We start from the raw sequence: 24,870 nt of genomic DNA, 5'->3' as shown, positions 1-24,870 counted from the left end.
TTTCGCCGGCACTAGTGCCGGGCGACCTCCTTGTGATTGAGGTCCGAGAACCTGTTCAGCGAGTCCAGGGCGTCGAGGATGCGCTGCGACTGCCGGTAGTTGATTGCCAGGGCGTGTTCGATCCGGTCCAGGCGTTTTTCCATCGCCTCGTAGCTGTCCTCCAGACGGATCAGGGCCAGCTCGTTGGCAACGGCGCGTTCGCTGTCGATCACGCCATTGATGGCGTTGCCAGGTTCCGCTGTGACCGTTTCCTGCTGTGCGCCAAAGTCCTCCTCGATCTCGTCGATTACCCGGCGGGCCTCGTCGGCGTCGAGGTCGTAGCGCTCCTCGAGGTATCCCATCAGCAGCAGGCGGTCGCACAGGGTGTTCACCTTGCGCGGGATGCCGCCGGTGAACTCATGGATCACCGGCCAGATATCGGTGGCAAAGTGGGGTGTCCCCTCCCAACCCACGCGTGAAAGGCGGTGTTCGACGTAGGCCCGCGTGTCGCTCTCGTCCATCGGGCCCAGGTGATAGGTGGCGATCACCCGCTGGCGCAGCTGCTGCATGTTTTCGCTGCGCAGGATGTCGCGAAATTCGGGCTGGCCCAGCAGGAAGCTCTGCAGCAGTGGCCCGTCAATGCCCTGAAAATTGGACAGCATGCGCAGCTCTTCCACCGCATCCATGCCGAGGTTCTGCGCCTCGTCCACCACCAGTAGCGCGCGCTGCCCGCGTGAACGTGTGTTCAGCAGGAACCGCTCCATGTGACGCAGCTGGCTGGCCTTGTCGTCGCCCGTCCCTTCCAGGCCAAAGGCCAGGCACACCGAGCGCAGCAGGTTTTCGGCATCCAGCTGGGTGCTGACCAGCTGTGCCGCGAGTACCCGCTTGGTGCCGAGGGTCTCGAACAGGCTGCGCACCAGGGTCGTCTTGCCGGCCCCGACCTCGCCGGTGATGACGATGAAGCCCTCCTGCTGCTGTACGCCGTATTCGAGGTAGGCCATGGCTCGCCGATGGCCCTTGCTGGCGTAGAAGAATTTCGGGTCCGGGCTGAGGGCGAATGGCTTGCCCTGCAGCCCGTAGAAGTTCTCGTACATGCTCAGAACTCCTTGGTGATCAGCGCGAGGATCGAGTTTTCCCGGTACTCGTTGAGCTGGCTGTTCGAATCGCGCTGCTGATAGCGATAGGACAGGCTGCCCCGCAGGTCCGGAGCAAACTGGCGGTTCAGGCTGGCGCGGAGGTAGAAGAAGTCATCTTCGCGGTCGGTGCCCAGAAACTCCGTGCGCGAGACCCCGGAGCTCAGCTCCGTGGTGGTGCGTGGCCCCAGCGTCAGCTCCCAGAACGCGATCACGCCGGTGCGGCGATTGTCGTCCTCGAACAGACCCTCCCCGATCTGGAATTCCGCTTCGCGCCGGGTCTGGTAGGCGGTGACCCCAAATACACTGAGGCCGGTGTCGTAGCGCCAGTTCGCGCGGGCGCTACGCGTCAGGTAGAAGCCCTCGATCAGCGCTTCTTGCGTGACCAGTGCGCTCGCGAACAGCAACTGGAGCTCCTCGAAGGTGTACTGGTCGAACACTTCCTCGATCGTCATGCCTTCCAGTTCGGCCAGTTGGGAAACGTCGAAGAACTGGAAGTCACGCCGATCACGCGTGGAGGTGATCCCCTCGCTGTAGCTGACACCGTAGCTGGCCCGGCGGCTGCGGTGCGTCGCGCTGAGGGCGCGCGTCTTGCCGAAGAAGCGTTCGCCATAACGGGCCTCGACGGAGGTCACCGGTGTCGGGGTCCAGCCGACACCGACCTCCCAGAAGCTGCCGTCGTTTTCGTCGCGCAGGGTTTCGTAGTCGTTGAACTCCTCGCCCACGACGCCGAACACACGCAGGGTGCGGCCAATGTTGTACCCGAGGGTCGCGCTGATCTCGCTGAATTCGCCTTCGAGTCCGTCTTCGTACTTCAGGCGGTCGTAGAAACCCGCCAGTTGCCAGAACACGCGATCAAACATGGGGCCGCTGTCCAGGGTGTACTCCGCCCGGTTGCCCGTGCTGCTGGCCCGGTTGCTGCGGTGATAGTGCCGCTCGTCGTAGGTGTAGCGGATGTCCTGGCGGGCAAAGCCACCAAACTCGTTTTGCAGGTTGGGCGACACGCTGTAGTACGAGGTCTCCTCGATATTGCTGCGCGGCGTGCTGCCGCCAATGCCGACCGGATCCAGCAGCGAGGTGGCCTGCTCCCGGCGCGAGGCCGTCACGTCGACAAAGAGCGTGTCTTCGATGACCTCGGTCTGGTTGCGGGCGCGCAGCATGTGGGTCGTGCGGTCTTCGCTCGACTCGGACAGGTGGGTGCGATGGTTCAGCTGGTAGTCCACGCGGGTGTCATTGCGCGCGCCGTCCCGACGCAGGGTGAAGCCGGGGCGCGCATGCCCGATCAAGTCCGCATCCTCCTGCCCGCGGGGGGCCAGGCGGACGTTGTCGGTCGCCTCCACCCCCACCGTGACCCGCGGCGTGAAGTCCCATTCGGTGGCCAGGCCCGAGGCGGGCAGCGCCAGCGTGCAGCCGCCCAGCACGGCGATCAGACAGATCGCCCGGTCGTTCCGTGCCGGAGCCTCCTTGCGGTGTGTGGCCCGCACCCGTCCCTGGTTAGTGCTCATGGCTCACCTCCCCGTACGGGCGGTCGTGGTAGTAGCCCGTGCCGTAGCCAAGCCCCGGGGTGGAGGGCGCACGGTTGAGTGCGGTCAGGACCACGTCGCAACTGGCGAGCTGCTGCATCGCGTTCTCCACCGATGCGGCCGGGGTACGCTCGGCGTCGACCACCATCACGACCTGCCCCATCCCGGCGGCCAGCACGCCTGGCTCGCTGGTGGCCAGTAGTGGCGGGGAGTCGAACAGGATGATGCGGTCCTGATAGCGGTCGTGGAGTTCGTCCAGCAAGGCTCGCATCCCGTCACTGGCCAGGATCTCGGTGGATCGCCCATGCGGGCGCCCGGCGGGCAGCACCGAGAGATTCTCGATGTTGGTCCGCATCAGGACATCCGGGATGCCGAGGTCCGGATCCGTCAGGACATCCATCAGCCCGCGCTCGGCCTTGAAGCCGAGGACCTTCGGGATCGTGGGCTGGGCCACATCGGCGTCCACCAGCAAGACCGTGCGGTCGACCTCCATCGCCATGCTGATCGCCAGGTTGGTGGTCAGAAAGGTCTTGCCCTCGCGTGGCAGCGAGCTGGTCACCATGATCAGCCGACCGCGCGGTATCCGCATGGCGGAATGGCGCCCGAAGGCATTGTTCAAAAGCGGCCGCTTCATCATGCGGATCTCTTCGGCCAGGGTGGAGCGCTGGTCGCCGGGCACGATCAGCCCCTGCCGCCGCAGCTGCCCGAAGTCGATGCGGGCCGCCTCCGGGTGCTCGCCGTGCCCGGATGCCGGGGCCTCCGGGATCCCCGTCTCCCGGTCCGGCTGCCCGGATGCTGCGTCGGTAGCAAGGGGGTGTATGGGAGCCGACCGGCTCTTGTCGAGGGCTTTTTCAATGATGCTCATGAGCGTCTGGCTCCCCTTGCCGGGCGCCGGCCTGCAAGACCCGCGCCTCCATGGAACAAATGCATCCCGGTCCGTGATGACTCGCATGCGACACGCCGGGCCGATGGCCGCGGCTGTTCATCGCAACAGGCTCAGCAGTTCGTCGAGAACACCGGCCGATCCGGTGAGGTAAAGACCCATGACCACGGCATACACCAGCAGGAGTGTGGCCAGGGCGATCGAAAAGGCCGATAGCTCCAGCCTGCGGCGGCGCCGTATCTGGGGTGTGCGTACGGCCGAGAGGGTGCCCAGAACCGGGCGACCGGCGATTTCCGCAAGCTGTCGTCGGCTGTTGATCGTCCGCCGCAGCTGCGAAAGCAGGAAGGCGAAGCCCGTTCCCGCGCCCAGGCCGACCAGCAGGATGCCGGTGGCCATCAGTGGGCGATCGGGTGCCGAGGGGGCCGTCGGTCGGCGCGGCGGTTCAAGGACGCGGAAATCGACCGAGTCGGTCTCCGACTCCACCGCGCCGGACATGATCGCCTGCTCGCGGCGGCTCTGGAGCTGGCGGTAGGAGTCGCGCAGCACGTCGTAGTTGCGCGTCAGCGCGGTCAGCTCCGACTCCACGGCCGGGGCGCGGTCGACATCCTGTTCCAGCCGCGCGACCCGCGCCTGGAACTCCTCGATGCGGGTCTCCAGCATCGCGATCTCGCTCTCGGCCTCGGTGATCGCGGCCTGCAGCGAGTCGCCACCCCCGGTGCCCCCAATGGGGACCACCGCTGGGTTGCGGGCGTAGTCGGCGGCTTCGCGCGAGCGGCGTTCTTCCAGCTCCGAGAGGATGCGCCTTGCGGCAACGATGTCGGGATGGTCGTCGGTGTAGCGATGCCGCATGGCATCGATGTTTTCCTGCAGGTCGTTAATCCGCCGGTCCAGCTCGGGGTTGCGGTACTGCGCCCTGACCGTGCCTCCGCCCGACCGGCTTTCCTCGGCACGGCGCTGTAACGCGGCCAGGCGGCTGTGCGCCTCGCGCAGTTGCAGCTCTGCCTGAGCCACCTGTTCGCGGCCGCGCTCCAGGCGCGAGTAGAAGTTGCCGTCGCCGCTGATAAACCGCGCGTTCTGCCGCTTGAAGTCTTCGATCTCGGCTTCCCTGGCCTGCAGCTGGCGCTCGTAGGTCTCGAGCTGACGCTCAATGAATCGCTGCGAGGTGCTCAGGTCCAGGCGCGAGTCGCCCAGGCCGCGCTCCATGAACAGATTCACCGTCTCGCGGACCACGCGCTCGGCGACGTCAGGATTGCTGTGGCGAAAACGCACAGTGAAGATGTTTTCGCGCCGTTCGCCGTCCAGGGTCAGCCTGCCGCGCAGCAGGTTGACCTGTGCGTCGAGGTCGGCACTGCCCATGTAGACGTCCAGGTCGCTTTGCTGGGCGATGGTTTCCAGGTTGTCGCGGCTGAGCAGAGTGCGCGTCACCATCCGCAGCCGCTCCTCTGTATCCGGACGCACCGTCATCCCGCGCAGCAGCGGATTCAGTACGGACTGGGTGTTTACGAATACCTGCGCATTAGCCTGATAGGTATCCGGAAGGCTCTGGATGTAAGCCCATCCGCCCAGACACACAATCCAGGCAATCGGCAGAATCCACCAGCGACGGCGCCATGTGGCGCGTGCCCGCTGAACAAAATCCTGAACAATCTTTTCCATTCCTTGCGGCCCCCTGTTGAACCCTTTGACGCTCAATGCCGCCTTGCGGGTCTTAGAACGGAGTAACGGTTCTCCAGTAAAAGGGTTCCCCGCAAAGCCCTTTTGTCACCTTGCCTGGACCCCACCCGGGAGACGTCTAGGGCTATTGAAGATCGTTTGTTTTCCCTTGTCTACAGATGTCGAGAATGTTTACACCTGAAAAAGTTTTGAAGCTGAGTTTTCTAATAAATTTTCGCGGTTTTATAACGGATCAGGGGTTTACGTTAACTGGTACGCAGTTTGCTGGGGTTTGTTCGATTAGGCTCGAAACGGCTGCGGCGGGGGTGGCGTTGCAGTTGGGAGGGATTCTCAAATGGACGACGATCTGAGCCAGAGAAGCCTCGCGCAGAACCTGGCGGAGTTTTGGCATCCCGCCATGCTCAAGCGGAACTGGAGCGAGCGTCTCGCGCTGATGAACGACATCTACCGACAGCTCCACCGGTTCAGCGCTAGTGACGAGGAGTACGAGTCCTGGGCCGGACAGCTGGTGGAGGCCGTAATCGACCGGCTCGGGGAACCCCCGGTCGCGGATCCGGATCAGGCCGATCTCTACGCCTGCTCGCCGAACCCACGGCACTGGTCGGCCGCATTCGCCTGGCGCTACGGGCGCATGACACCCGGCCGGCCCGAGCAGCGGTGCTGGCCGAGGTATGCGGTCAATCTGCTGACCGAGATCGGCATCCGAAAGGAGTGGCGCAAGTGCCGCCTGATGGATCTTTCGCGGGGTGGCGCGCGGATTGTGCTGGTCGGGCAGTACCCGTACCTGCCGCCTGAGACCACCTTGCAGCTGGTGCTCCCGACCGCCGGGACCTTCGATGCCGTTGTGGTTTCCGATCGCCGGGTGGGGCTGGGCCTGCGCTTTCTCAGGCGCAACCGCCCGGGTCACCGCATCGACACCACGGCCTGAACCGATGGGGCCGTGCTCGGGGGGCTCAGTGCTGAATTGCCCAATGGAGGACGAACGTTTGTATACCCATGCTGGCGTCGAACCGGGACGCCCCACCTCAGATCGTTGCCTGCCGGATGGGCATTCCCCGTCCTATCAGGTGTATCTCGCCACAGGCGCCCGGGCGCGGCGCATTCACTATCGGATGCGCTACGCGGTGTACTGCCTGGAGACCGGTTTTGAAGCGGCCGAGCGTTACCCGGAGGGGTTCGAGCGCGACGTCCACGATGAGCACGCCGCTCATTTTCTGGTGCGGATGGGCGGACTGTACGACGGCGGGCGCTGGGTTGGCGCCATGCGCCTGATTCGGCCGGAGGCGGGTCCCCTCCCGACCATGGCCGCCGGGCATCTGTTTCCGGATGCCTTTGCTACGCCCAGGGTCGAGTCCCCGCGGGTGCTCGAGGTTTCCCGCCTGATTGCCCGTGGTTCCCCGGAACGCGGATCGCCGCGCCTGCTGTACCACTTGTGCCAGGCCGCCCAGGCCTATGCCGAGGATCACGGGTATGACTTTCTGCTGTTCATGATTCGCCCGGCCCTGGCCCGTCTGCTTCAGCGCCACTACATCCCCATCGAGTTGTGTGGCGAGGCCTGCGACCATCGGGGGCTGCGGCTGCCGTTCCGGGCCCCGACTGCCGAGTCCGGCCTGGCGCTGTCGGCCTGGCGCCGCCGGCTGGGACTGGGCAACACACCGGAGCGCCCTCACTACGCGCAACTGGCCGGGCACCCACCGTTCCCGTACCGAGCGGCGCCGGGGTACAAGCGTTGCTGGCGCCCGCGTGGGTATCACGCCCCAAGGGCTATGGAAGTGCCCTGTGCAGGATGACCCGCTCATCACGGCGTTCTGCCGCTATTTTTCTCTGGTGAAGCCGGACAAAGAGCAGCTGGAGGCGGTGTACCGGCTGCGCTACGAGGTCTACTGCCGAGAGTTCCGTTACGAGTCTCCGGAGAACTGCCCGGGCGAGCGGGAGATCGACGAATATGACGCCCAGGCCTCGCATTGCCTGCTGGAACATGTGGTGAGTGGCACCCACGCGGGCTGCGTCCGGGTCGTTCATGTCGACGCGCGTCAGAAGATCCACGAACTCCCGATGGAGCGTCACTGCGATAACTGCTTTTACGAGACCGAGTACCGCCCGGACCGGCTGGAGCGGGACGCGATCTGCGAGGTCTCGCGGCTGGCCGTCAACGGCCTGTTCCGGCGACGTCTGGGGGAGTCGGTCACGCCTGTCGGGGACCTTCACCTGCTGAACGTGCCTCTGGAGCAGGCGCGCACCTTCCCGCTGCTGGCGCTGAGTCTGTTCATGAGCGCGGTCGCCATGATGGAGATCCAGGGCCGTTCGCATGCCTTCGCCATGATGGAGCCATCGCTGGCGCGCATCCTGCGGCGCCACGGCCTGAAGGTGAAACAGATCGGTACGCTTCAGAACTACCATGGCCGCCGCGCGCCATTTCATATTAGTCTGCTTACAGCCCTGTCCGGGATTCACCGGTCACCGTCGCTGAGCCAGCTGTATGCACACTCCTATGCCAATCTCTCCGACCCCCACCCCTCCGACTCTCTCTGGGACGCGATTGCCAGCGCGGCCTGATGCCTGAATTCGACTATCACGCGGCGTTCCGGCGCACCCATGGCTGGGTGACCTGGCCGGAGCTGGAACGCCTGCGTGGCGCGCGAGTGGCAATCGCCGGTCTTGGCGGTGTGGGCGGGAGCCACCTGCTGACACTCGCCCGCCTGGGGGTGGGGCGCTTTCATATCGCGGATTTCGACTGCTTCGAGCTGCACAACATGAATCGCCAGGCGGGGGCGGGCATGTCGCGTCTGGGCCGGCCCAAGGTCGAGGTCCTGCGCGAGATGGCGCTGGACATCAATCCGGAGCTCGAGATCACGACGTTCCCGGAGGGCGTGCACCAGCACAATCTGGAGGCTTTCCTCCAGGGTGTGGATCTCTACGTCGACGGGCTCGACTTCTTCGTGTTTCAGGCCCGTCGCGAGGTCTTCGCCGTGTGTGCAGAGCGAGGGATCCCGGCGATCACCGTGGCCCCGCTCGGCATGGGGGCGGCATTGCTTAACTTCCGCCCGGGTGGCGTGTCGTTCGATGACTACTTCGACCTGCGCGACGGGTTGCCCGACGAGGAGTTGGCGCTGCGTTTCATGATGGGGCTGGCCCCGTCGATGATGCAGATGGGCTATCTGGCCGATCCTGCCGCCGTCGACCTGAAGGCCCAGCATGGCCCGTCCACCGTGATGGCCTGCGAGCTGTGCGCCGGCGTCATGGGTACCGAGGCGCTGAAGATCCTGCTGGGGCGAGGCCGCGTCGTCTGGGCCCCGCATGGTGTTCACTTCGATGCCTACCGCCAGCGCCTCGCCCGCACCTGGCGCCCCGGTGGCAACCGCAACCCCCTGCAGCGTCTGCTCCTGGCCATCGGGCGCCGTCGCCTCGCGCGTCTCCGGGCGAATGCGCAGTAGTCGTGCTGAATGCTCAGGCATAAAAAACCCCTCGTCCGAAGACGAGGGGCCGGGAGAGGCTTTCCACCCAGGGGGGAGCAGAAGGCCCAACCACAAGGGCTGCTAGGCAGCCAGGCCGGTCTCGCGGCGGCGGCGTCGCGTGGCGACGAAGCCGAGCAATACCAGCCCGGTTCCCAGCAGAAGCAGCATGGCCGGTTCCGGCACTTCCTGTCCGGACCAGCGGGCGTCGGCCGAGCCGACCACCTCAAAGGTGGTGCGCTGGTCGACTTCCTCGAAGCCTTCGATGAAGTCGAACTGTCCGGTCACACGTACATTCATGTAGAACGGATCCGGACTGGTGAAGAACTGCTTGCCTTCGTCGGACAGCATCCACTCGTTGAAGATCAGCGCGAAGCTGCCGATGTCGTCCGAATCGGGGTCGAAGGAACCTGCGCCCCGCTCGAAGATGTCGGACCAGCCGACGAGAATGTCGTCACCCGTGCCGCCCAGGGCCACACCATCGGCCGCATCGTTCGAGTTGAATCCAAAGGTGGTATCCAGATTCGGGTCCAGATAGAGCGCGATCGAGCCGGTGGTGCCGGTGAACTCGCCCGTATCCGCATCGAAGTTCCCGGAGGACTCGAACACGGCATACAGACCGTAGAACAGGTCGCCATCGTCCCCGGTGGATCCCAGTCGGTTGCTGACCGATGTGCCGCCGAGGAAGTACTGACCCACGTTCCAGTAGGCCGCCGCGTCGAAGGAACCGTCGGTATCGAGGGTCAGCAGTTCCTCATACCCACCGGTAATGCGGTCGACTTCACGTTCACCCACGGCGATCGTCGAGAGATCGAGCTGCGAATCATCAATCGTAAAGACGCCGGCATGTGCGGTGCCCGCAAGCCCCAGACTGGCCACTGCCAGTACCGCCCCCAGCGCTGTTTGCTTGAACCTTTCCATGTTGTAATCCTCCACCAGTTAGAATCAATGTGTTTGAGTTAACGCTTACTTCTACTTCAATTTGCTAGTCGTCCTGTCTTGCGAGTGAAGTAAAGCAGGCTGCGTGCCAAGCGCGATAACTATCGGATTTTAAATAGTTTTTCGTTTGTTTTCCTTGGCCATGGAAAAGGGCCATGTAAAAAAAACGGACGGCAGGGATTGGGGGCTCGGCCGTTCTTTCCGTGAAGGAGATGCCACATGTCCAAGCGTGCCAAGACCCGCGACGAGATTGCCGAGGCCTACAAGTCGCCACCGTGGTGGTACGACGCGCGGGGGTTTTTCATCCTGACCTTTGCCTACAACAGCACCCTGGGCGCCCAGATCCGGTTTTTTGGCCGCAACATGGGGGCCCGACACCTCGAGATCGGCTGCGGCACGGGGACGTTGCTGGAGATGGCGATCAAGTGGCGGCGCCGGCGCAAATTGCCGGAGAGCGAAGTCGTCGGCGTGGATTACGCCGAATCCATGCTGGCGGGCGCGCGCCATCGCTTCGCCAAGGACGAGTACGTGACTGTCAAACACGCCGACGCCGCGGAGCTGCCGTTCGCCGATAGCGAATTCGATACGGCCAATATCGCCAACTCGGTGCACTGCTTTCCGGATGTGGACGGCGCCATCCACGAGGCCTTTCGGGTGCTCAAGCCCGGGGGCACCCTGGCCGCGAACGTCCTGCTGTACCCGCGCACGCCACAGCCACTCAAGGCGATTGCCGAACGCATCAACCGCTGGGGCATGCGCAAGGGCATCCTGCATACCCCGTACGAGGCCCGGGATATCCTGAGCCGCTTTACCCGCGTCGGATTCCAGGTGGTCGACTCCTCGATCTCGGGCAACTGCTACAACCTGCTGTTGAAGAAACCGTAATCGTCCCGGAGAAACACTGAAGCCCGCGCGAGCGTGGGCTTCAGGTCAGGGCATTCTTCCCGCTGGTTTCGCCTATAGCGACTCGCGCAGCGACTGGGCCCGCTCGCGTTCCGGGAAGTCCTCGTGTGCCTCCAGCAGCTCCGTCAGCAGGGCCCGCGCCTGTTCGGTTTCGCCGCTGGCCTGGTAGGCCTGCGCCAGATGGAACCCGATATCCGGTGCCTGCGGGCTCATCCGGTAGGCCCGCTGCAGGGTCTCCAGGGCGCTCTCGGTGTCACCGCCCTCCAGCAGGACCACGCCCAGGGTGTCGAGAATTGCGGGCTGATCCGGGGCCAGTTCGACGGCCCGCCGGGCATACTCGCGGGCGCGCGGGTTGTCCGTCTCGCGGGCCAGCCACGCCGCGTTGTTCAACGCGATGACATCGTTGGGGCGCTGCTCCAGCACCGTTTCGTAGGTGTCCAGGGCCTCGGCCTCGTGGCCGGCGTTGATCTGCGCCGAGCCGAGCAGGTGGCGCGAGGCCGCATCTTCGGGGTGCTCCTGCAGCCAGCCCTTCAGCGTCTCCAGGGCCGCCTCGGAATGGCCGGCGCGCTGCTGAGCCTGGTATTTTTCCACCAGCCAGTCGCGTCGGGACTCGCGCCCGAGTGCACGCTCGTAGCCTTCGATCGCTTTTTCGAGCTCGCCGGCTTGCGCGTCGAACCAGGCCTGCTGCGCGATCACCTGCGCTGCCTCCGGGGCGCGCTCCACGACGGGCTCGAAGACCTGACGCGCCTCATCGACCTCGCCGGCCAGACTCAGGTGGCGGGTCAGCACCATGCGTGCGCTCATATGGCTGGAGTCGATCGACAGCGTCTGGCGCAGGGCCGTGACCGCCTGCTCGGTCTCGCCCAGAGCGGCGAGATTGCGCGCCTGCCGGAAGCGCAGCTCCGCGGCATCCGGACGCAGTACGGCCAGGTGCCCAAGCGTCTGTGCCGCGCCCGCGAAGTCCCCCTCGCGCTCCTGCAGGTCGACCAGCAGGCCCAGCACTCGGGTGTCGTTGGGGTGATGTTCACGTGCTTTTTCCAGGGTGGATCGGGCGGCGGCGTGATCCTCCTGCTGGTTCTGGGCGCGTGCCAGCATCAGGTAGGGCTCGATCCGATCCGGGTGTGCCTCGATTGCGTCCTGCAGCCAGCGCTTGCCGGCCTCCATCTCGCCCTGCTGAAAGTGCAGTGTTGCCAGCCGAATCGCCGAGGTGGGATGCCCGGGGTCGCGTTCCTGGAGGTCCTCGAGGATCTCGCGGGCCGTCTCCAGGTTGCCCTGACGGACTTCGAGCGAGCTCAGGTTCAGGGCCAGGGTGCTGTTGTCCGGGTGGAGCGACAGCCCTTCCTGGTAGATCAGGCGGGCCTCGTGGATTTCGCCCAGCCCCAGCAGGGCGGCGCCCATCAGGTTGAAGCCCTGCGGGTTTTCCGGGTCTTTGTCGCGCAGGCGCTGAGTAGCCTCCAGGGCCTGTTCGTACTGCTCGTCACGGATATGTGCCAGCGCCACCGAATAGTCGGCCAGGCGTACATCCGCGCTTTCGCTGGCGACCCGGTGCAGCAGCGCCATGCCTTGCTCGTGGTCGCCGTGCCGCACCAGGGCGATTCCCAGCATCTCCTGCAGCTCCGGGCGGTCCGCGCGGTTGGCCAGGGCCTCGCGCAGGACCTCGATCCCGCTGTCGGTGTCGCCCTCGCCGATATAGAGCGCGGCGAGCTGATCGCCCAGGGCCTCGATCAGGTCGGGCCGCTCGCTCAGTGCCTCGGCCAGAATCCGTCGCGCCTCCTGCGTGCGGCCCTGTTCGATGCGCAGCTGCGCCAGCAGCCGGTAGCTCATCGCATTGGCCGGGCCCAGCGCATGATGGCGCTCCAGCAGGCGCTCCGCCTGGGACCAGTTGCCTTCCTCCAGCTGGATCGCCGCCAGATAGGGCATCGCGAGACGGTAGTTGGCCGAGGCCGCCAGCGCCTCTTCCAGGTGGGGGCGGGCCTGCAGGGGTTCACCCGTCTCGAACTCGATCAGCCCCAGCAGGAAGTGGCCGCCGGGGTGATTGGGTGCGCCATCCTTCAGGAACTTGCCATCGGCCCGGGCCTCGTCGAACTGCTCCAGTTCGACGTGCATCAGCCCGCGCTTCAGGCGTTCGGCGATCGCATCCGGGCGCAGCTCGACGGCGCGGCTAAAGGCCTTGAGCGCAGCCTCGGGGTCGCCCTGCACCCGTTCCAGATCGCCCTTGAGGGACCAGGCAGGGGAAAATTCGGGGTCCGTTTCCAGGGCCGCATCGGTCATGTTCATGGCCTGCTCGGCGTCGCCATCGGACATTGCCTGGTAGCCGCGCGCCAGCTGAATCTCGACCAGGTCGTCCTGGACCTCCCGGGCGGCCTCAAGATAATCCGATCCGGCGCTGGCATCTCCCGCCTGATAGGCCGCCAGCGACCGGTAGGCCAGCAGACGCGCGGCATCCTCGCCTTCCAGGGCATCGGCCTCGGGGATCTCGGCGATCGCGCCACTGCCGCCCAGCGTGAACAGCAGGCGCGCCAGAGGCAGGGCATACACATTCGGGTCCGCACCCATCTCCAGGGCCCGCTGCAGGTGACGTACGGCCGGTTCCGGCTGCTGGTCGCGCAGATAGGCCAGGCCCAGGCGGCCCCGGATCTCGGGGTCCGCGTTGTGCTGCAGTGCGTTGCGGTATTCGATGGTGGCCGCGGCGTATTCGCCCGCGTCCATGTGGCGCTCGGCACGTTCCCGGTGCTCGGCCTCGGTCGGGGTGCCCAGGGCATCGCAGCCGACCAGAGTCAGCGCCATCAGCAACGGGGCCAGGCGCGGGAGGGTACGGCGGGGCGCGTGCACCACACGGGATACAGAACGGGGAGTCTTCATGGCGGGTTTACCTCAGGCCAAATTTGTCGAGCAGGCTGTAGAGCGTCGGCCGCGTGATTCCGAGCTGGTCGGCAGCCTGGGCAATGTTGTTCTTGCTGCGGGCCATCGCCTTCAGGATGGCCTCGTGTTCCGCGCTGTCACGGATGTCGCGTAGTCGGACCGCCGGGGCCTCGCCCTCGGGGGGCTCCAGGCCCAGGTCCTTCGCGGTAATCAACTGGCTGTCGGCCATGATCACGGCGCGGCGGATCAGGTTTTCCATCTCGCGGACGTTGCCCGGCCAGTCGTAGGCTTCGATCGCGTGGGTGGCATCCTGGGTAAAGCCGCGGCGCGGCCGCCGCTGATCCTGGGTGAAGCGGTCGAGCAGGTAGTGCGCGAGCAGCGTTGCATCCCCCTTGCGCTCGCGCAGGGGGGGGATCGAGACCGAGATCTCGCTGATGCGGTAATACAGGTCTTCGCGGAACTCGCCCTTCTGGATCAGCGCCTTCAGGTCCTGGTTCGTGGCGCCGATGATGCGCACGTTGACCGGAATCTCGCTGCGACCGCCCAGGCGTTCGATCTTGCGCTCCTGCAGAAAGCGCAGCAGCTTGGCCTGCAGGCTGTGCGGCAGGTCGCCAATCTCGTCCAGGAACAGGGTCCCGTTGTTGGCGTGCTCGATGCGGCCGATGGTTTGCCGCGTGGCCCCGGTAAAGGCGCCCTTCTCGTACCCGAACAGTTCGCTTTCCAGCAGGTTCTCCGGGATTGCGGCGCAGTTGATCGCCACAAAGCGTTCATCGGCGCGCCCGCTCAGGTCGTGCAGTGCGCGTGCCAGCACCTCCTTTCCGGTGCCGCTCTCGCCCAGCAGCAGCACGGTGGCGTCCGAGGGCGCGACACGCTCGACCACCCGGCAGACATCGAGCATCCCCGGGTCGGCAGTAATCATCCCGCTCAGGGATGCACCGGGCTTGCGTGCCAGCTTGCGATTCTCCGCCTCGAGCCCGTACAGGTGAGCGGCGCGATCGACGATCATCCGCAGCAGGTCGGATTCGACCGGTTTGATGTAGTAGTCGTAGGCCCCCAGGGCCACGGCCTTGAGCGCGTTCTCGCGATCGTCATTGCCGGTGACGACGATGACCTTGGTCTCCGGATCCATTGCCAGGATGTCCTGCAGCAGGGCCAGGCCTTCGGAGGCGTTGGCCGGGTCCGGTGGCAGGCCCAGATCCAGCGTCACCAGTTCCGGCTGATGGCGGCGCATCCTGGACATGGCGCTTTCGCGATCCTCGGCCTCCAGGATCTCGTATCCCTCAAAGCACCAGCTCAGCTGGTTGCGCAGACCCTGGTCGTCTTCGACGATGAGAAGCTTCAGCATAGAACCCTCTTGCTCACCAGCGGTCTTCATGACGGCTCGGCCATGGCTGGCGCCATCTGCAAGGGGAGCTTCAGGGTAAAGACCGTTCCGACGCCGGCCTCGCTGTCGACGGTGATGCGTCCACCCATGCGTAGAATCCGGTCGCGCGCTTCATATAAGCCAATCCCCATCCCTGCATTTCCCTTGGTGGTTTGAAAGGGTTTGAAGAGCCGATTCTTGAGAAAGGCCGGCTCCATACCGCTCCCCGTGTCTTCAATTTGAACAATAGCCCAACCCCCTTCGGTGTAAAGATTGAGATTGATTGAGCCGTCATCCGGCGTAGCCTCTTGAGCATTTCTTACAAGATTGAGTAGTACATTTTTAAGTCCATCCTGGTCGCCGATGACCGCCGCGGGTTCGCGCAGGTCGAGCCGGGGCAGGGGCGAGCGGTGGCTGCTGGCCTCGGAGACCTCGGCGAGCAGCCGGTCCAGCGGGATGATGCGGCTCGGGGTGTCGGGCGTGGCCTGGGCGTGGCGCAGCTGGGCCAGGGTCCGTTCCAGCCGGTCGCGGGCATTGCCCACTGTGTTCAGGGCATCGCGAACAAAGTCCGGATTGGACAGGTGACGCTCGGCGTTGGAGCACACCAGGGACAGCTGGGCCGAGACATTCTTGAGGTCGTGCACCAGAAACGCCGCCAGCCGATGAAAGGCCTCGAACTGGCGGGCCTCCAGCAGGGCCTCGTCCGTCTGCACCAGCGCGACATACACCGCGAGCTGGCGCCCGGCGGTCTTCAGGAGGTCGCGTTCCTCCCAGTCGATCTTGCGCGGCGCGCGGGGCTGGGCGAGCACGACGAACCCCTGCAGCCGCTCGCCCTTGAGCAGCGGCACCACCACCCACAGGCGCGTGTTCTGCGCCAGCCATTCCGGCAGTTGCAGCCCCTGATACAGCTCGGGGTCCCGGCGGTATTCGTTGAGGTCGATCACCCAGCCGGTGCGCGCGACGAACTCCACCAGCGCCCCGTCGGGTTCCTCCGGGGGATAACTCGGATCGCCCAGGTTCAGCACTCCCTCCGGGGCGTAGGTGCCGTTGCGGTCACGCACCCACAGCAGGCCCCCGGGGCTGTCCACCAGCTCGCCGATCGCCTGGATGGCGCGCTGGCGGAACGGGATCTCGTCATCCTCGGCCGAGAGGGTGCCGGTAAACCGCAACCACTCCTGGCGGTAATCGAACGAATAGCGAAAGAAGTGTTTGGCCAGGAAGACGCGCAGGCGCGAGCGCAGACTGCCCGAGGCGACAATGACGGCCAGCAGCAACGCGGCGCCGAACAGAAAGACCGCCTGCAGGAAGGCGCCCAGGTCGCCGCCGACATGCCGCAGGTAGTAGCCCGCGGCGCCGATGGCGAACAGATAAAGCCCGGCACCGATCAGCGCCGCGGTATGGAACAGCAGGTGGCGCGAGACCACCGGGGCCTCGCGTGCCTGCAGCGGCCGGCGGGCCAGGGAGATCGCGATCAATGGTACGACCAGGGCGTTCACCAGGCCGCGGGCCTGCCAGACGGGGCTGTTGATCGCCCCGAACAGCACGAGATCGGCAAACAGGAACAGGTCGAAGGCGAACAGCGCCCCGAGGCCCAGGCTCAGGAACTTGATCTCCCAACGCCGCTGCAGGGGTGTATTGCGAAAGACCTGCTCGACGAGCACCAGGCCCAGCACCGCCATGCCCAGCATCGCAGTGCCCACCCAGGCGCCATAGGTCAGCGGGAGCGGCAGGGCGAGGGCCGCGAACAGCCCGAACATCAGGGCGGCGGTGACGATCATCGCGGTCCGCAAGGGTGCGGGCGGTCGCGCCGCGGACGCGCCGCGGCGCGCGAGCAGCGCGAACAGGACCGCAAACCACCCGGCGTTGCGAAGCACCTCGAAGGCCCCGCCGGAGACGGGGGCCTCGCCGATCTCGCGTGCTACCAGCGCCATGTGCAGCGCCCAGATCACGGACAGCAGCGCCGCCCCGGCGACCCACAGGCTCCCCGGGCGCTGCCGCCAGGTCCACAGGGCCAGCACCACCAGGACGAGAAAGGCGAGGGCGGCCAGGAGATAGCTGGGCGCGGCGAGATTCATGGCTCAGCGGGCCCCGCGGCCAAACAGGACGACGCGGACCGTCTCGAACAGGATCATCAGATCCATGAACAGGCTGTGGTTCTTGACGTAGTACAGGTCGTACTGGAGCTTCTGCCGGGCATCCTCGACCGATGCGCCGTAGGCGTAGCGCACCTGCGCCCACCCGGTGATACCGGGGCGGATGCTGTGGCGCGCGAGGAAATACGGGATCTGCTCGCTGAGCTGCTCCACGAACACCGGGCGCTCCGGGCGCGGCCCCACGAACGACATGCGCCCCTGAAACACGTTGATGATCTGCGGCAGCTCGTCGATGCGTAGCTTGCGGATTACCCGGCCCACGCGCGTGATGCGGTCGTCGTCACCGCTGGCCCAGCGGGCCACGCCGTCCCCTTCGGCATCCATGCGCATGCTGCGGAACTTGCAGATCTCGAACGGCGTGTTGCCCTGGCCGACCCGGGTCTGCCAGTAGAGCACCGGCCCCGGGCTGTCGAGCTTGATGGCGATCGCGGTCAGCAGCATTACCGGCAGGGTCGCCACCAGCAGGGCCGTGCTCGCCAGCAGATCGAAGCTGCGCTTGACCAGGGCGCGTGCGCGGTGCTGGCGGAAGCCCCCGCCAAACACCAGCCAGCTGGTGTTGATCCCGTCCAGCTGGAGCTGGCGGTCCTCGCGCTCGAAGAAAGTCGACAGGTCCGTGATGCGGATGCCGTTGAGCTTGCATTCCAGCAGCTGGTTGATCGGCAGGTTCTCGCGGCGCTCGCGCATGCCCACCACGATTTCCTCCACCCGCAGCGAGCGCGCCACATCCAGCAGGCTGGTCTTGTCGTCCAGCACCCGGAGTCGTTGCTGGTCCACCAGCCGATCGGTCTCGCGCTCGGTCGCCACATAGCCGACGACCTGATAGGTGGCATCGCCCCCGTCGGGTCCGGCATGGCGTACCTCCAGTGAGCGCGCACGGCTGCCCGTGCCCAGGACCAGGATGCGCCGCTTGAAGGCATCGGTCTCCGACAGCCCGCGAAAGAGGCTGCGCTCGGCCGTCAGGCTTGCCAGCAGGATCACCGCGCCACTGCCCACGATCGTCGGTGTCAGTACGCTGCTGGCCGTGAGCAACCCGTAGATCGCCAGCGCGCCACCCGCCAGGACCAGAGCCCCGCCCAGGCGCACCACAGCGGATCGCAGGCTGAACCTTGCCAGGCACTCCTGCTCGTAAAGCCCCACCAGCATCACCGCGAACAGCACCACCGCCACGGCGATCAGGAGTTCCGGCATCCAGGGGGCGACCGGGCCCAGCGACAGGGCGAACAGGGCGAGCGTCAGGTAGAGCGCGATGTAGATCGCAACCAGCTCCAGCCCCACCAGCGCCAGGATCCGTCGCGATACGTAATGTCCAAGTATGCGCATGCTCAAGATACCCCCCGGTCACCTCCCCCAGAGCCGGGGAGGCGATCGATGCCTGTTTCTTTCCCGAAACCGGGTTGTCCGCTCGGCTTGTAACCTGCGGGCGCGGCAAGAGGCCTTGCCGTGCCCGCACCGGTCAGAAGCGGCGTTCCGGGATGATCAGGATGTCGCCCGGCAACATGTCCACGTTGGCCGAGATGTCGCCCCCGTAGATCAGGTCGTTCAGGCGGACGCGGTACTGCTGGCGTTCGCCGTTTTCGTTGCGCACCAGCACGGCGCGATTGCCGGCCGCGAAATCGGTAATCCCGCCGACCGCGATCATCACATCCATCACGGTCATCTCTTCGCGGTACTGCAGCGCCTGAGGCTCGGCCGCCTGGCCGATCACGCGCACCTGGCGGGCATAGGGGCCAGCAAAACTGGTCACCATCACCGTCACGATCGGGTCGCGGAGGAAGTCGGAGAGCTTGTCTTCCATGTCCCGCGCCAGCTCACTGGGGGTTCTGCCGCTGGCCTGCACGTCTTCCACCAGCGGCGTGGTGATCTGGCCATCCGGCCGCACCGCCACTGCGGTGGACAGATCCGGGTTGTTGCGGACCGCGATATTCAGCGTGTCTCCGGGACCGATGATGTACTGGTCCACCACCGTTTTTTCCACGGTCGAGGGGGCATCCGGATAGGGCGTGGTGGTGCAGGCGCTGGTCGTCACCAGGACGAATGCCAGGGACAAAATGAGAACAATAAAAGCACTTTGTGGGCTGGTCTTGACGGTCATCGCTTGTCTCCCCTTTGGGCGTGTAAGGAAACGCTTCCGCTTCCTTGAGTCAGTCCAATTTGACACCGCCGACTTCATTGTCCGGCGAAACCCGGACCCGGCCCTGATCGTGCCCGGACCCGTCTCCGTTTAGCCTCGAAACGGTGCGGGCAATAGCAAGCACTTAGTTAGTATTGGCTATTCCCCTGGATAATCGATGTTAGACGTGGCCCCCGGCCCAGACCATCAGTCTTTAGACTGACGATGGGGTGTTTTCCGTTCGGTTTATTTGGTCCTTTCAAATCCCGTTGGTGGGCCCAAAATAGGGTCCTTGATTTTGCGTCTACTACCGGGGAAAAACGTTGGACCCCATCCCTCTGCGTCTGCTAGCCAATTGGCTTCTTCTGCCTCCTTCCGGTCCTCTCATACTTGCCATTGTCGGGTGGATTATTTACCGAACAAATGTTGGAAAAGTGCTGTTGGTAATCGGCCTTCTATTGAGCTATTCCTTATCTACTCCTGTATTTAGTTACGCCCTCATGAAGCCCTTGCAGGAGGGGTTTGCGCCGCCGGACGACAACCAGCTGGCGGACGCACAAGCGATTGTGGTGCTGGGGGCCGGGTATCGCAGTGGAGCCGAAGAGTTCTCGGGCGAGACCGTCCACGACCTGGCACTGGTGCGCCTGCGTTACGCGGCGTACCTGCACCACCGCACCGGGCTGCCCGTGATGGTTTCGGGCGGGGGCCCCGAGGAGCGAGTTCCAGAAGCCGACTACATGGCAGAGGTACTGAAGGAATATGGCGTCCACCCGATCCTGCGGGAACCCAATGCGCGCGACACCTGGGGCAATGCCCGGCACTCCGCCGAGCAGCTGCATGCAGAGGGGATCGAGCGCGTGGCACTCGTGAGCCATGCCCATCACATGCCGCGCGCCACTTGGTCATTCGAGCGCGCGGGCCTGGAGATTATCCCGGCCCCGACCGGTGCCTATGTGCCGCGAGATAACGGCTGGTCCCTGGAGGGCTTTCGCCCGCAGGCCAGTGCGGTCTGGGCCAGCTGGCTCGCACTGCACGAGTACTGGGGCATGGCCTGGTATCGCTGGCAATACGGGCCGGAATAGCCCGGCACGACACTCATTTATGTACAGCCGTTCGATCAACGACGAGGCGAAGGTTCGACGATGAAAATCCTGGTAACGGGTGGGGCGGGCTACATTGGTTCACATGTCGTGCGCCAGTTGCTGGCCGATGGTCACGATGTCGTCGTGTACGACAATCTCAGCACAGGGCATCGCTGGGCCATTGGTCATGCCGCGCTGATCGTCGGCGACATGGCAGACCGCCAGCGCCTGCACGGTGTTCTTGCGGACTACGCTTTTGATGGCGTCCTGCACTTCGCCGCCAGGATCGTCGTTCCGGAGTCGCTGGCCGATCCGCTGGGGTACTACGGCAGCAACACCCGCAACACCCTGAACCTCCTGGAGGGGTGCCAGGCGACGGGCGTGCGTTTCCTCGTCTTTTCCTCGACCGCCGCGGTATACGGCATCCCGGAAAATAACCCCGTCGACGAAACCAGCCCGCTCCTGCCCATCAACCCCTACGGCGCGTCCAAGGTCATGTCCGAGCGGATGATCGCCGACTTCGGTCAGGCGAGTGATCTGCGTTACGTCTGTCTGCGCTATTTCAACGTGGCCGGCGCGGCCCCCGACGGGACGCTGGGCCAGGCCACTCCCAACGCGACCCACCTGATCAAGGTGGCCTGCCAGGCCGCCCTGGGCGAGCGCGAAAGCATCACCGTCTTCGGCACCGATTACCCAACCGCCGATGGCACCTGCGTCCGCGACTACATCCATGTCGAGGATCTCGCCGCGGCCCACCTTCGCGCGATGGACTACCTGGTCGCGGGCGGCTCCTCGCAGGCCCTCAACTGCGGGTATGGCCATGGCTACAGCGTGTTGCAGGTCCTCGAGTCCGTGCAGCGCATCAGCGGTTACCGATTCCCCGTCATCCATGGCCCCCGCCGCGCCGGCGATCCGCCCGCCCTGACCGCAGACGCATCCCGAATCCGCGACCTGCTGGCCTGGTCCCCCGAGTACGACGACCTGGACCTCATCGTCCGTCACGCCCTCACCTGGGAACGCCGCATGACCACCGCCGCCGCACCCCACCTGGCCGTCCGGCTCCACCCCCTGCCCATGCCGGAAACCACCGCCCACGCCTACGGCGCCCCCTGATCCTCCGTCGAGGCGGTCGTCCGCAAGCGGGCAGCCTCTCCCGTTACAGGACCGTGCGGCGGGCGAGGTGCAGGAGCCGCGCGGGCATCTCGTACTCCAGCTCCCAGATGATGCTCATCGGCTTGCTGCCCTCGTGGTGCTGGTAACGCACCGGGCCGCAGAAGGTGAATGGCTCACTGAGGCCCGTCGCATCACGCTTAGCCCGCCGAATGAACAGCATGGGCGTGTAGCCGAGCTCTTCGTGGTGGATGTAACGCTGCCCGGTCTCCGAGGTGGGTGAGGTGCCGGACTGTGACTGCCAGTGGAACCGCCGCTCGTTGAGGGCGTAGTCCTCGTACATGGTGGTGGGCGAGAACTCCTGCTCGGATTTCTCCAGGGTCACAAACAACGCATCCACCCGCCGCTCCGGTACGTGCCGCACACCCTCCTGCTGGGTGATCGGCTTCTCCAGGCTACCGAGCCCCAGCGCCAGCAGGATCTGCTCGCGGGTGTAGGACGCGTGCAGTTCCAGTGGCCCCGTCTGCTCCGGGAAGGTGATGCCGCTGGCGGGGACGATACGCTCGTGTCGCCAGGCGGCGACTTCCTGGAGATCCCGGTACAGGGGGCGCTGTTCGCGGACGAAGGCGTCCACGGCGGATAGGTCCCCGTCCCCCGGCCGCGTCTTGCCCCATAGCGTGCTGTGGACAAGGGCCAGCCGGAGCCGATCTTCTTCGGCAAGCTGCTCCACGTTCGCGGCCGGCTGCGCCAGATGGGTCTGCAGGGTTTCCAGCAACTGGTGATCGTCACACCGCGCTAAGCGCTGCAGCCCACGTTTGAGGCCGCTGACATAGGGTCCCAGCGCTTCGGTCGACTCGCCTCCGCAGTCCGCGCGCAGCCGGGAGGGCAGGTCCTTGCGCAGCAGGTCTTCCGCTTCATCCATATGCAGGCAGTCGAGCATCTTGGGCAGGCTGGCGGAGTCGATGTCCTCCCGGAAACAGTCCTTCAGCTCGCGCACGATCTGCGGTCGCTGGCGGTTGATCTGCGCACGGATGTTGTCGAGCACGTGCTGGGTGGCCAGGCGGTCGAGGTGGATCAGGCAGCCGCTGGGTAACCAGGGGAAGCCTTCCTGAATCTGGTGATCCACCCGCTTCTCCGGCCGCGCGCTGAGCGCCCGGAACCGAGCGGCGTAGCGAAAGCGCCGGTGCTGCGGCGCGACGAAATCCAGCACGGTCAGATGCGGCTTGCCCTCGTGCAAGCGCAGGCCGCGGCCCATCTGCTGCAGGTAGACCGTCAGGCTCTCGGTCGGGCGCAGCAGCAAAACGGTGTCCACCTCCGGCAGGTCCACGCCTTCGTTGTAGAGATCCACCGTAAAGATGAAGCGGATGCGCCCCTCGCGCAGGTCACGCTGTATCGACTTCCGCTCGTGATCTGAGCTGTCGCCCGTCAGCACCGCGCTGGGCACCTGCTTGGCCGAAAAATACTCCGCCATGAACCGGGCATGGGCGCGACTGATGCAGAAACCCAAGCCCCTGACCGAGCCGAGATCCGTGGCGTGTTCATGGGCCTGCTGCAAGACCCAATCGGCGCGCGCCCGGTTGCCGGTGAACACCCCTTCCAATTCTTCGGCGTCATAGCCCCCGCGCCGCCAACTCACTCGGCTCAGATCCACGGACTCATGGTCGGCTACACCGAAGTAGTGGAACGGCACCAGCAGGCGGCGCTCGATCGCATCCGGCAGGCGGATCTCATGCGTGTAACGCTGGCCGAAGTGCTGGCGGATGTCGTCGGCATCCGTGCGCTCCGGCGTCGCCGTCAGACCCAGCAGGCACTTGGGCCGCACATGCTCGAGGATGCGCTGGTAGCTGCCGGCGCTACTGTGGTGCGCCTCATCCAGCACCACGTAATCGAAATGCTCCGGGTCTAGGCGATCGAGGTCCCGTGCATTCCAACTCGCCACCGTACAGAACAGGTGGCGGTCCTGACTCGGACGCGCCCCGCCCACCAGCACGTCGCCAAACTCGTGGTCCTGCAGCACTTGCCGAAAGCTGGCCATCGCCTGACGCAGGATCTCCTCGCGGTGCGCGATGAACAGCAGCGACGGGCGCCCCTTGTCCGCCTGCTCGCGCGCAAACCGGCGATAGTCGAACGCGGCGATCATGGTTTTGCCGGTCCCGGTGGCCGCGATCACCAGATGACGGTCGATGCCCGAACGGCGCTCGCGCCGGATGTCCTCCAGGATCTCCTGCTGAAAGGCATACGGCCGCAGGTCGAAGAACGTGGTGGCTTCTTTCTGCGCCCCAGGCCCCGAGCTGAATTCCGATTCCAGTGCCTGTTGCAGACGGGGTAGGTCGTCCGTGGTGAGCGGTTCGAACTCCGCCGGGTCTGCCCAATGCGCCTCGAACGAGGTCTGGATCTGGCGCCACATATGCGGCAGCTCGTACTCGCTGACCTTGGCCGTCCACTCCAGGCCCTCATCCATCGCCACCCGCGAGACATTCGCCGACCCGATGTAGGCGCTGCCGAAGCCGGTGCTGCGATGGAACAGGTAAGCCTTGGCATGCAGACGCGTGCGGTGGGTGTCGTACGAAACCCGAACCTCCGTGTTCGGCAGGCCCAGCAGAAACTCGATCGCCTTGAGATCCGTAGCCCCGAGGTACGAGGTCGTCGCGATCCGCAGCCTGGGCGAGCCATCGGCCGTCGGGGTCTCGGTAAAGCGCTTCAGCGTCTCGCGCAGGGTGCGAATCCCACTCCACTTGATGAAGGACACCAACCAATCGGCCCGCTCCGCACTGGCCAGCTCCTTCTCGATCTGCGTGACCAGACTCGGTGTGCGATCGGACCCAGTCAGCAGGCTGGACAGAGCCAAGGGAACATCCGGCCGTGGCGTCTCCTGCTGCCCAACCTGATCAGCCGACGGGGAACGCACCTCCAGCAACTGCCGAAACGGCGGCTGCGGAAGGTCCTCCTCGATCCCCGAAAGCGGATGCCCCGCCGCCGCCAACGCATCCGCCAGCCCCTGCACGGCTCGCGTCCAGTCCTCGTGTCCCTTTTCGCGCAACTCACCTGCGCGCTCCGCAAGCCGCTGCGCCAGCTCGGCGACCAGGGCCATCGCCAGATCATCGCCCTCTAGACCCTGGCTCCAGCGGGCGTGATCCTCCAACCCCAGGGCCTCGAGCGCCTGTCGTACCCGCGGCGTATCCAACCGTTCATGCAGGCCGACCCATTGGCCACTGGACAGGGATTTGGCAGCGCTATCTCGGCTCATTCGGAACGTGCAGCGATAAAGGCTTCGAGCAATGGTATGTCCGCAGGCGCAAGCTCGAGCCCTTGAGCTTCCGATGGCGACACCCAGCACCACCGATCGTGCACGGACAGCACCGGATTCTCGTCTTCCGTCCAGGCTCGCAGCGCCACCAGCTCAAGGCCCCCATTACCCGGAATCGGCGTACGCCCGATCTCTTCCCCCACCCGGAGCCCCATCGACAGCTCCTCGCGGAATTCCCGGCACAACGCGGCCTCCAGGCTCTCGCCCGCCTCAGCCTTGCCCCCGGGGAATTCCCAATACCCCGCCAAAGCCTGATCGGCCCCGCGACGCGCCAGAAAGACCCGCCCCTGTGCGTCCTCCAGAATGCCGCAGACCACCACCGCCTGACTCGCTTCCGTGAGAGTTTCCAACACCGGCTCTCCGTTAACCTCTGGCCGGAGCGTACCAGGGAACGCCG

Annotated in this window: 19 protein-coding genes; 7 read left to right on the top strand and 12 right to left on the bottom strand. The window is 65.4% G+C overall.

The genetic code is table 11. From position 1 onward, the window contains the following. Positions 1–11 precede the first annotated feature (11 nt). The 4 genes from TK90_RS12605 to TK90_RS12590 all read right to left on the bottom strand — a co-directional run bounded on the left by TK90_RS12605 (position 12) and on the right by TK90_RS12590 (position 5,174). Positions 12–1,073: an XrtA/PEP-CTERM system-associated ATPase gene (locus tag TK90_RS12605; protein WP_012983871.1), complete on the bottom strand. Its 1,062-nt coding sequence runs from the start codon at positions 1,071–1,073 to the stop codon at positions 12–14. A 2-nt stretch (positions 1,074–1,075) separates the two neighbouring features. Further along, positions 1,076–2,533: a TIGR03016 family PEP-CTERM system-associated outer membrane protein gene (locus tag TK90_RS12600; RefSeq protein WP_041444363.1), complete on the bottom strand. Its 1,458-nt coding sequence runs from the start codon at positions 2,531–2,533 to the stop codon at positions 1,076–1,078. 73 nt (positions 2,534–2,606) lie between these two features. Beyond that, complete coding sequence (locus TK90_RS12595; protein ID WP_012983869.1) at positions 2,607–3,500, bottom strand: XrtA-associated tyrosine autokinase; 894 nt, start codon at positions 3,498–3,500, stop codon at positions 2,607–2,609. A gap of 117 nt (positions 3,501–3,617) precedes the next feature. Continuing rightward, on the bottom strand, positions 3,618–5,174 hold the full coding sequence (locus tag TK90_RS12590; RefSeq protein WP_012983868.1) for an XrtA system polysaccharide chain length determinant: 1,557 nt from the start codon (positions 5,172–5,174) through the stop codon (positions 3,618–3,620). 352 nt (positions 5,175–5,526) lie between these two features. Between TK90_RS12590 and TK90_RS12585 the strand changes: the two genes are divergently transcribed. The 4 genes from TK90_RS12585 to TK90_RS12570 are packed head-to-tail and all read left to right on the top strand — an operon-like array spanning position 5,527 to position 8,626. Beyond that, the gene (locus TK90_RS12585; RefSeq protein WP_012983867.1) at positions 5,527–6,120 is read left to right on the top strand and encodes a PilZ domain-containing protein; all 594 of its coding nucleotides are present in this window, start codon (positions 5,527–5,529) and stop codon (positions 6,118–6,120) included. Positions 6,121–6,163: 43 nt separating this feature from the next. Further along, positions 6,164–6,982, top strand: coding sequence for a GNAT family N-acyltransferase (locus TK90_RS12580; RefSeq protein ID WP_041444287.1), 819 nt, complete (start codon positions 6,164–6,166; stop codon positions 6,980–6,982). Beyond that, complete coding sequence (locus tag TK90_RS12575; protein ID WP_012983865.1) at positions 6,972–7,748, top strand: PEP-CTERM/exosortase system-associated acyltransferase; 777 nt, start codon at positions 6,972–6,974, stop codon at positions 7,746–7,748. The genes TK90_RS12580 and TK90_RS12575 overlap by 11 nt, the downstream gene beginning before the upstream one ends. Next, positions 7,748–8,626, top strand: coding sequence for a ThiF family adenylyltransferase (locus TK90_RS12570; protein WP_012983864.1), 879 nt, complete (start codon positions 7,748–7,750; stop codon positions 8,624–8,626). The genes TK90_RS12575 and TK90_RS12570 overlap by 1 nt, the downstream gene beginning before the upstream one ends. 102 nt (positions 8,627–8,728) lie before the next feature. Here TK90_RS12570 and pepA read toward each other — a convergent pair whose 3' ends face one another. Beyond that, the gene (pepA, locus tag TK90_RS12565) at positions 8,729–9,565 is read right to left on the bottom strand and encodes a flocculation-associated PEP-CTERM protein PepA (protein ID WP_012983863.1); all 837 of its coding nucleotides are present in this window, start codon (positions 9,563–9,565) and stop codon (positions 8,729–8,731) included. Between the two features lie 237 nt (positions 9,566–9,802). On the opposite strand from pepA, the gene TK90_RS12560 reads away from it, so the two are divergent. Further along, positions 9,803–10,468 carry a class I SAM-dependent methyltransferase gene (locus tag TK90_RS12560; RefSeq protein ID WP_012983862.1) on the top strand — a complete coding sequence of 222 codons (666 nt, stop codon included), beginning with the start codon at positions 9,803–9,805 and terminating at the stop codon, positions 10,466–10,468. A gap of 72 nt (positions 10,469–10,540) precedes the next feature. On the opposite strand, the gene prsT is transcribed toward TK90_RS12560, so the two are convergent. The 5 genes from prsT to TK90_RS12535 form a co-directional block, all read right to left on the bottom strand. Next, positions 10,541–13,321, bottom strand: a complete 2,781-nt coding sequence (gene prsT, locus TK90_RS12555) for an XrtA/PEP-CTERM system TPR-repeat protein PrsT (RefSeq protein WP_041444286.1) — start codon at positions 13,319–13,321, stop codon at positions 10,541–10,543. Positions 13,322–13,355: 34 nt separating this feature from the next. Then, on the bottom strand, positions 13,356–14,693 hold the full coding sequence (gene prsR / locus TK90_RS12550; RefSeq protein ID WP_012983860.1) for a PEP-CTERM-box response regulator transcription factor: 1,338 nt from the start codon (positions 14,691–14,693) through the stop codon (positions 13,356–13,358). A gap of 26 nt (positions 14,694–14,719) precedes the next feature. Further along, positions 14,720–16,786, bottom strand: coding sequence for an XrtA/PEP-CTERM system histidine kinase PrsK (gene prsK / locus TK90_RS12545; protein ID WP_012983859.1), 2,067 nt, complete (start codon positions 16,784–16,786; stop codon positions 14,720–14,722). 3 nt (positions 16,787–16,789) lie between these two features. Then, complete coding sequence (locus TK90_RS12540; protein WP_012983858.1) at positions 16,790–18,184, bottom strand: TIGR03013 family XrtA/PEP-CTERM system glycosyltransferase; 1,395 nt, start codon at positions 18,182–18,184, stop codon at positions 16,790–16,792. A gap of 133 nt (positions 18,185–18,317) precedes the next feature. Further along, complete coding sequence (locus tag TK90_RS12535) at positions 18,318–18,956, bottom strand: XrtA/PEP-CTERM system exopolysaccharide export protein (protein ID WP_012983857.1); 639 nt, start codon at positions 18,954–18,956, stop codon at positions 18,318–18,320. A gap of 518 nt (positions 18,957–19,474) precedes the next feature. Between TK90_RS12535 and TK90_RS12530 the strand changes: the two genes are divergently transcribed. Continuing rightward, positions 19,475–20,056 carry a YdcF family protein gene (locus TK90_RS12530; RefSeq protein WP_028490881.1) on the top strand — a complete coding sequence of 194 codons (582 nt, stop codon included), beginning with the start codon at positions 19,475–19,477 and terminating at the stop codon, positions 20,054–20,056. Positions 20,057–20,116: 60 nt separating this feature from the next. Further along, positions 20,117–21,169, top strand: a complete 1,053-nt coding sequence (gene galE / locus TK90_RS12525; RefSeq protein ID WP_012983855.1) for a UDP-glucose 4-epimerase GalE — start codon at positions 20,117–20,119, stop codon at positions 21,167–21,169. A gap of 43 nt (positions 21,170–21,212) precedes the next feature. On the opposite strand, the gene TK90_RS12520 is transcribed toward galE, so the two are convergent. Next, positions 21,213–24,413 (bottom strand): DUF3427 domain-containing protein, encoded by a 3,201-nt coding sequence (locus TK90_RS12520; protein ID WP_012983854.1) that lies wholly within the window; start codon positions 24,411–24,413, stop codon positions 21,213–21,215. Further along, a complete protein-coding gene (locus tag TK90_RS12515) occupies positions 24,410–24,823 on the bottom strand; it encodes a (deoxy)nucleoside triphosphate pyrophosphohydrolase (protein WP_028490882.1) in 414 nt (137 codons plus the stop codon). The genes TK90_RS12520 and TK90_RS12515 overlap by 4 nt, the downstream gene beginning before the upstream one ends. Positions 24,824–24,870: the final 47 nt, after the last annotated feature.

It is taken from the genome of Thioalkalivibrio sp. K90mix (assembly GCF_000025545.1).
Taxonomy (GTDB): domain Bacteria; phylum Pseudomonadota; class Gammaproteobacteria; order Ectothiorhodospirales; family Ectothiorhodospiraceae; genus Thioalkalivibrio.
Note: the sequence above shows the minus strand (reverse complement) of the source record. Positions and strands in the feature narration are given on the sequence as shown.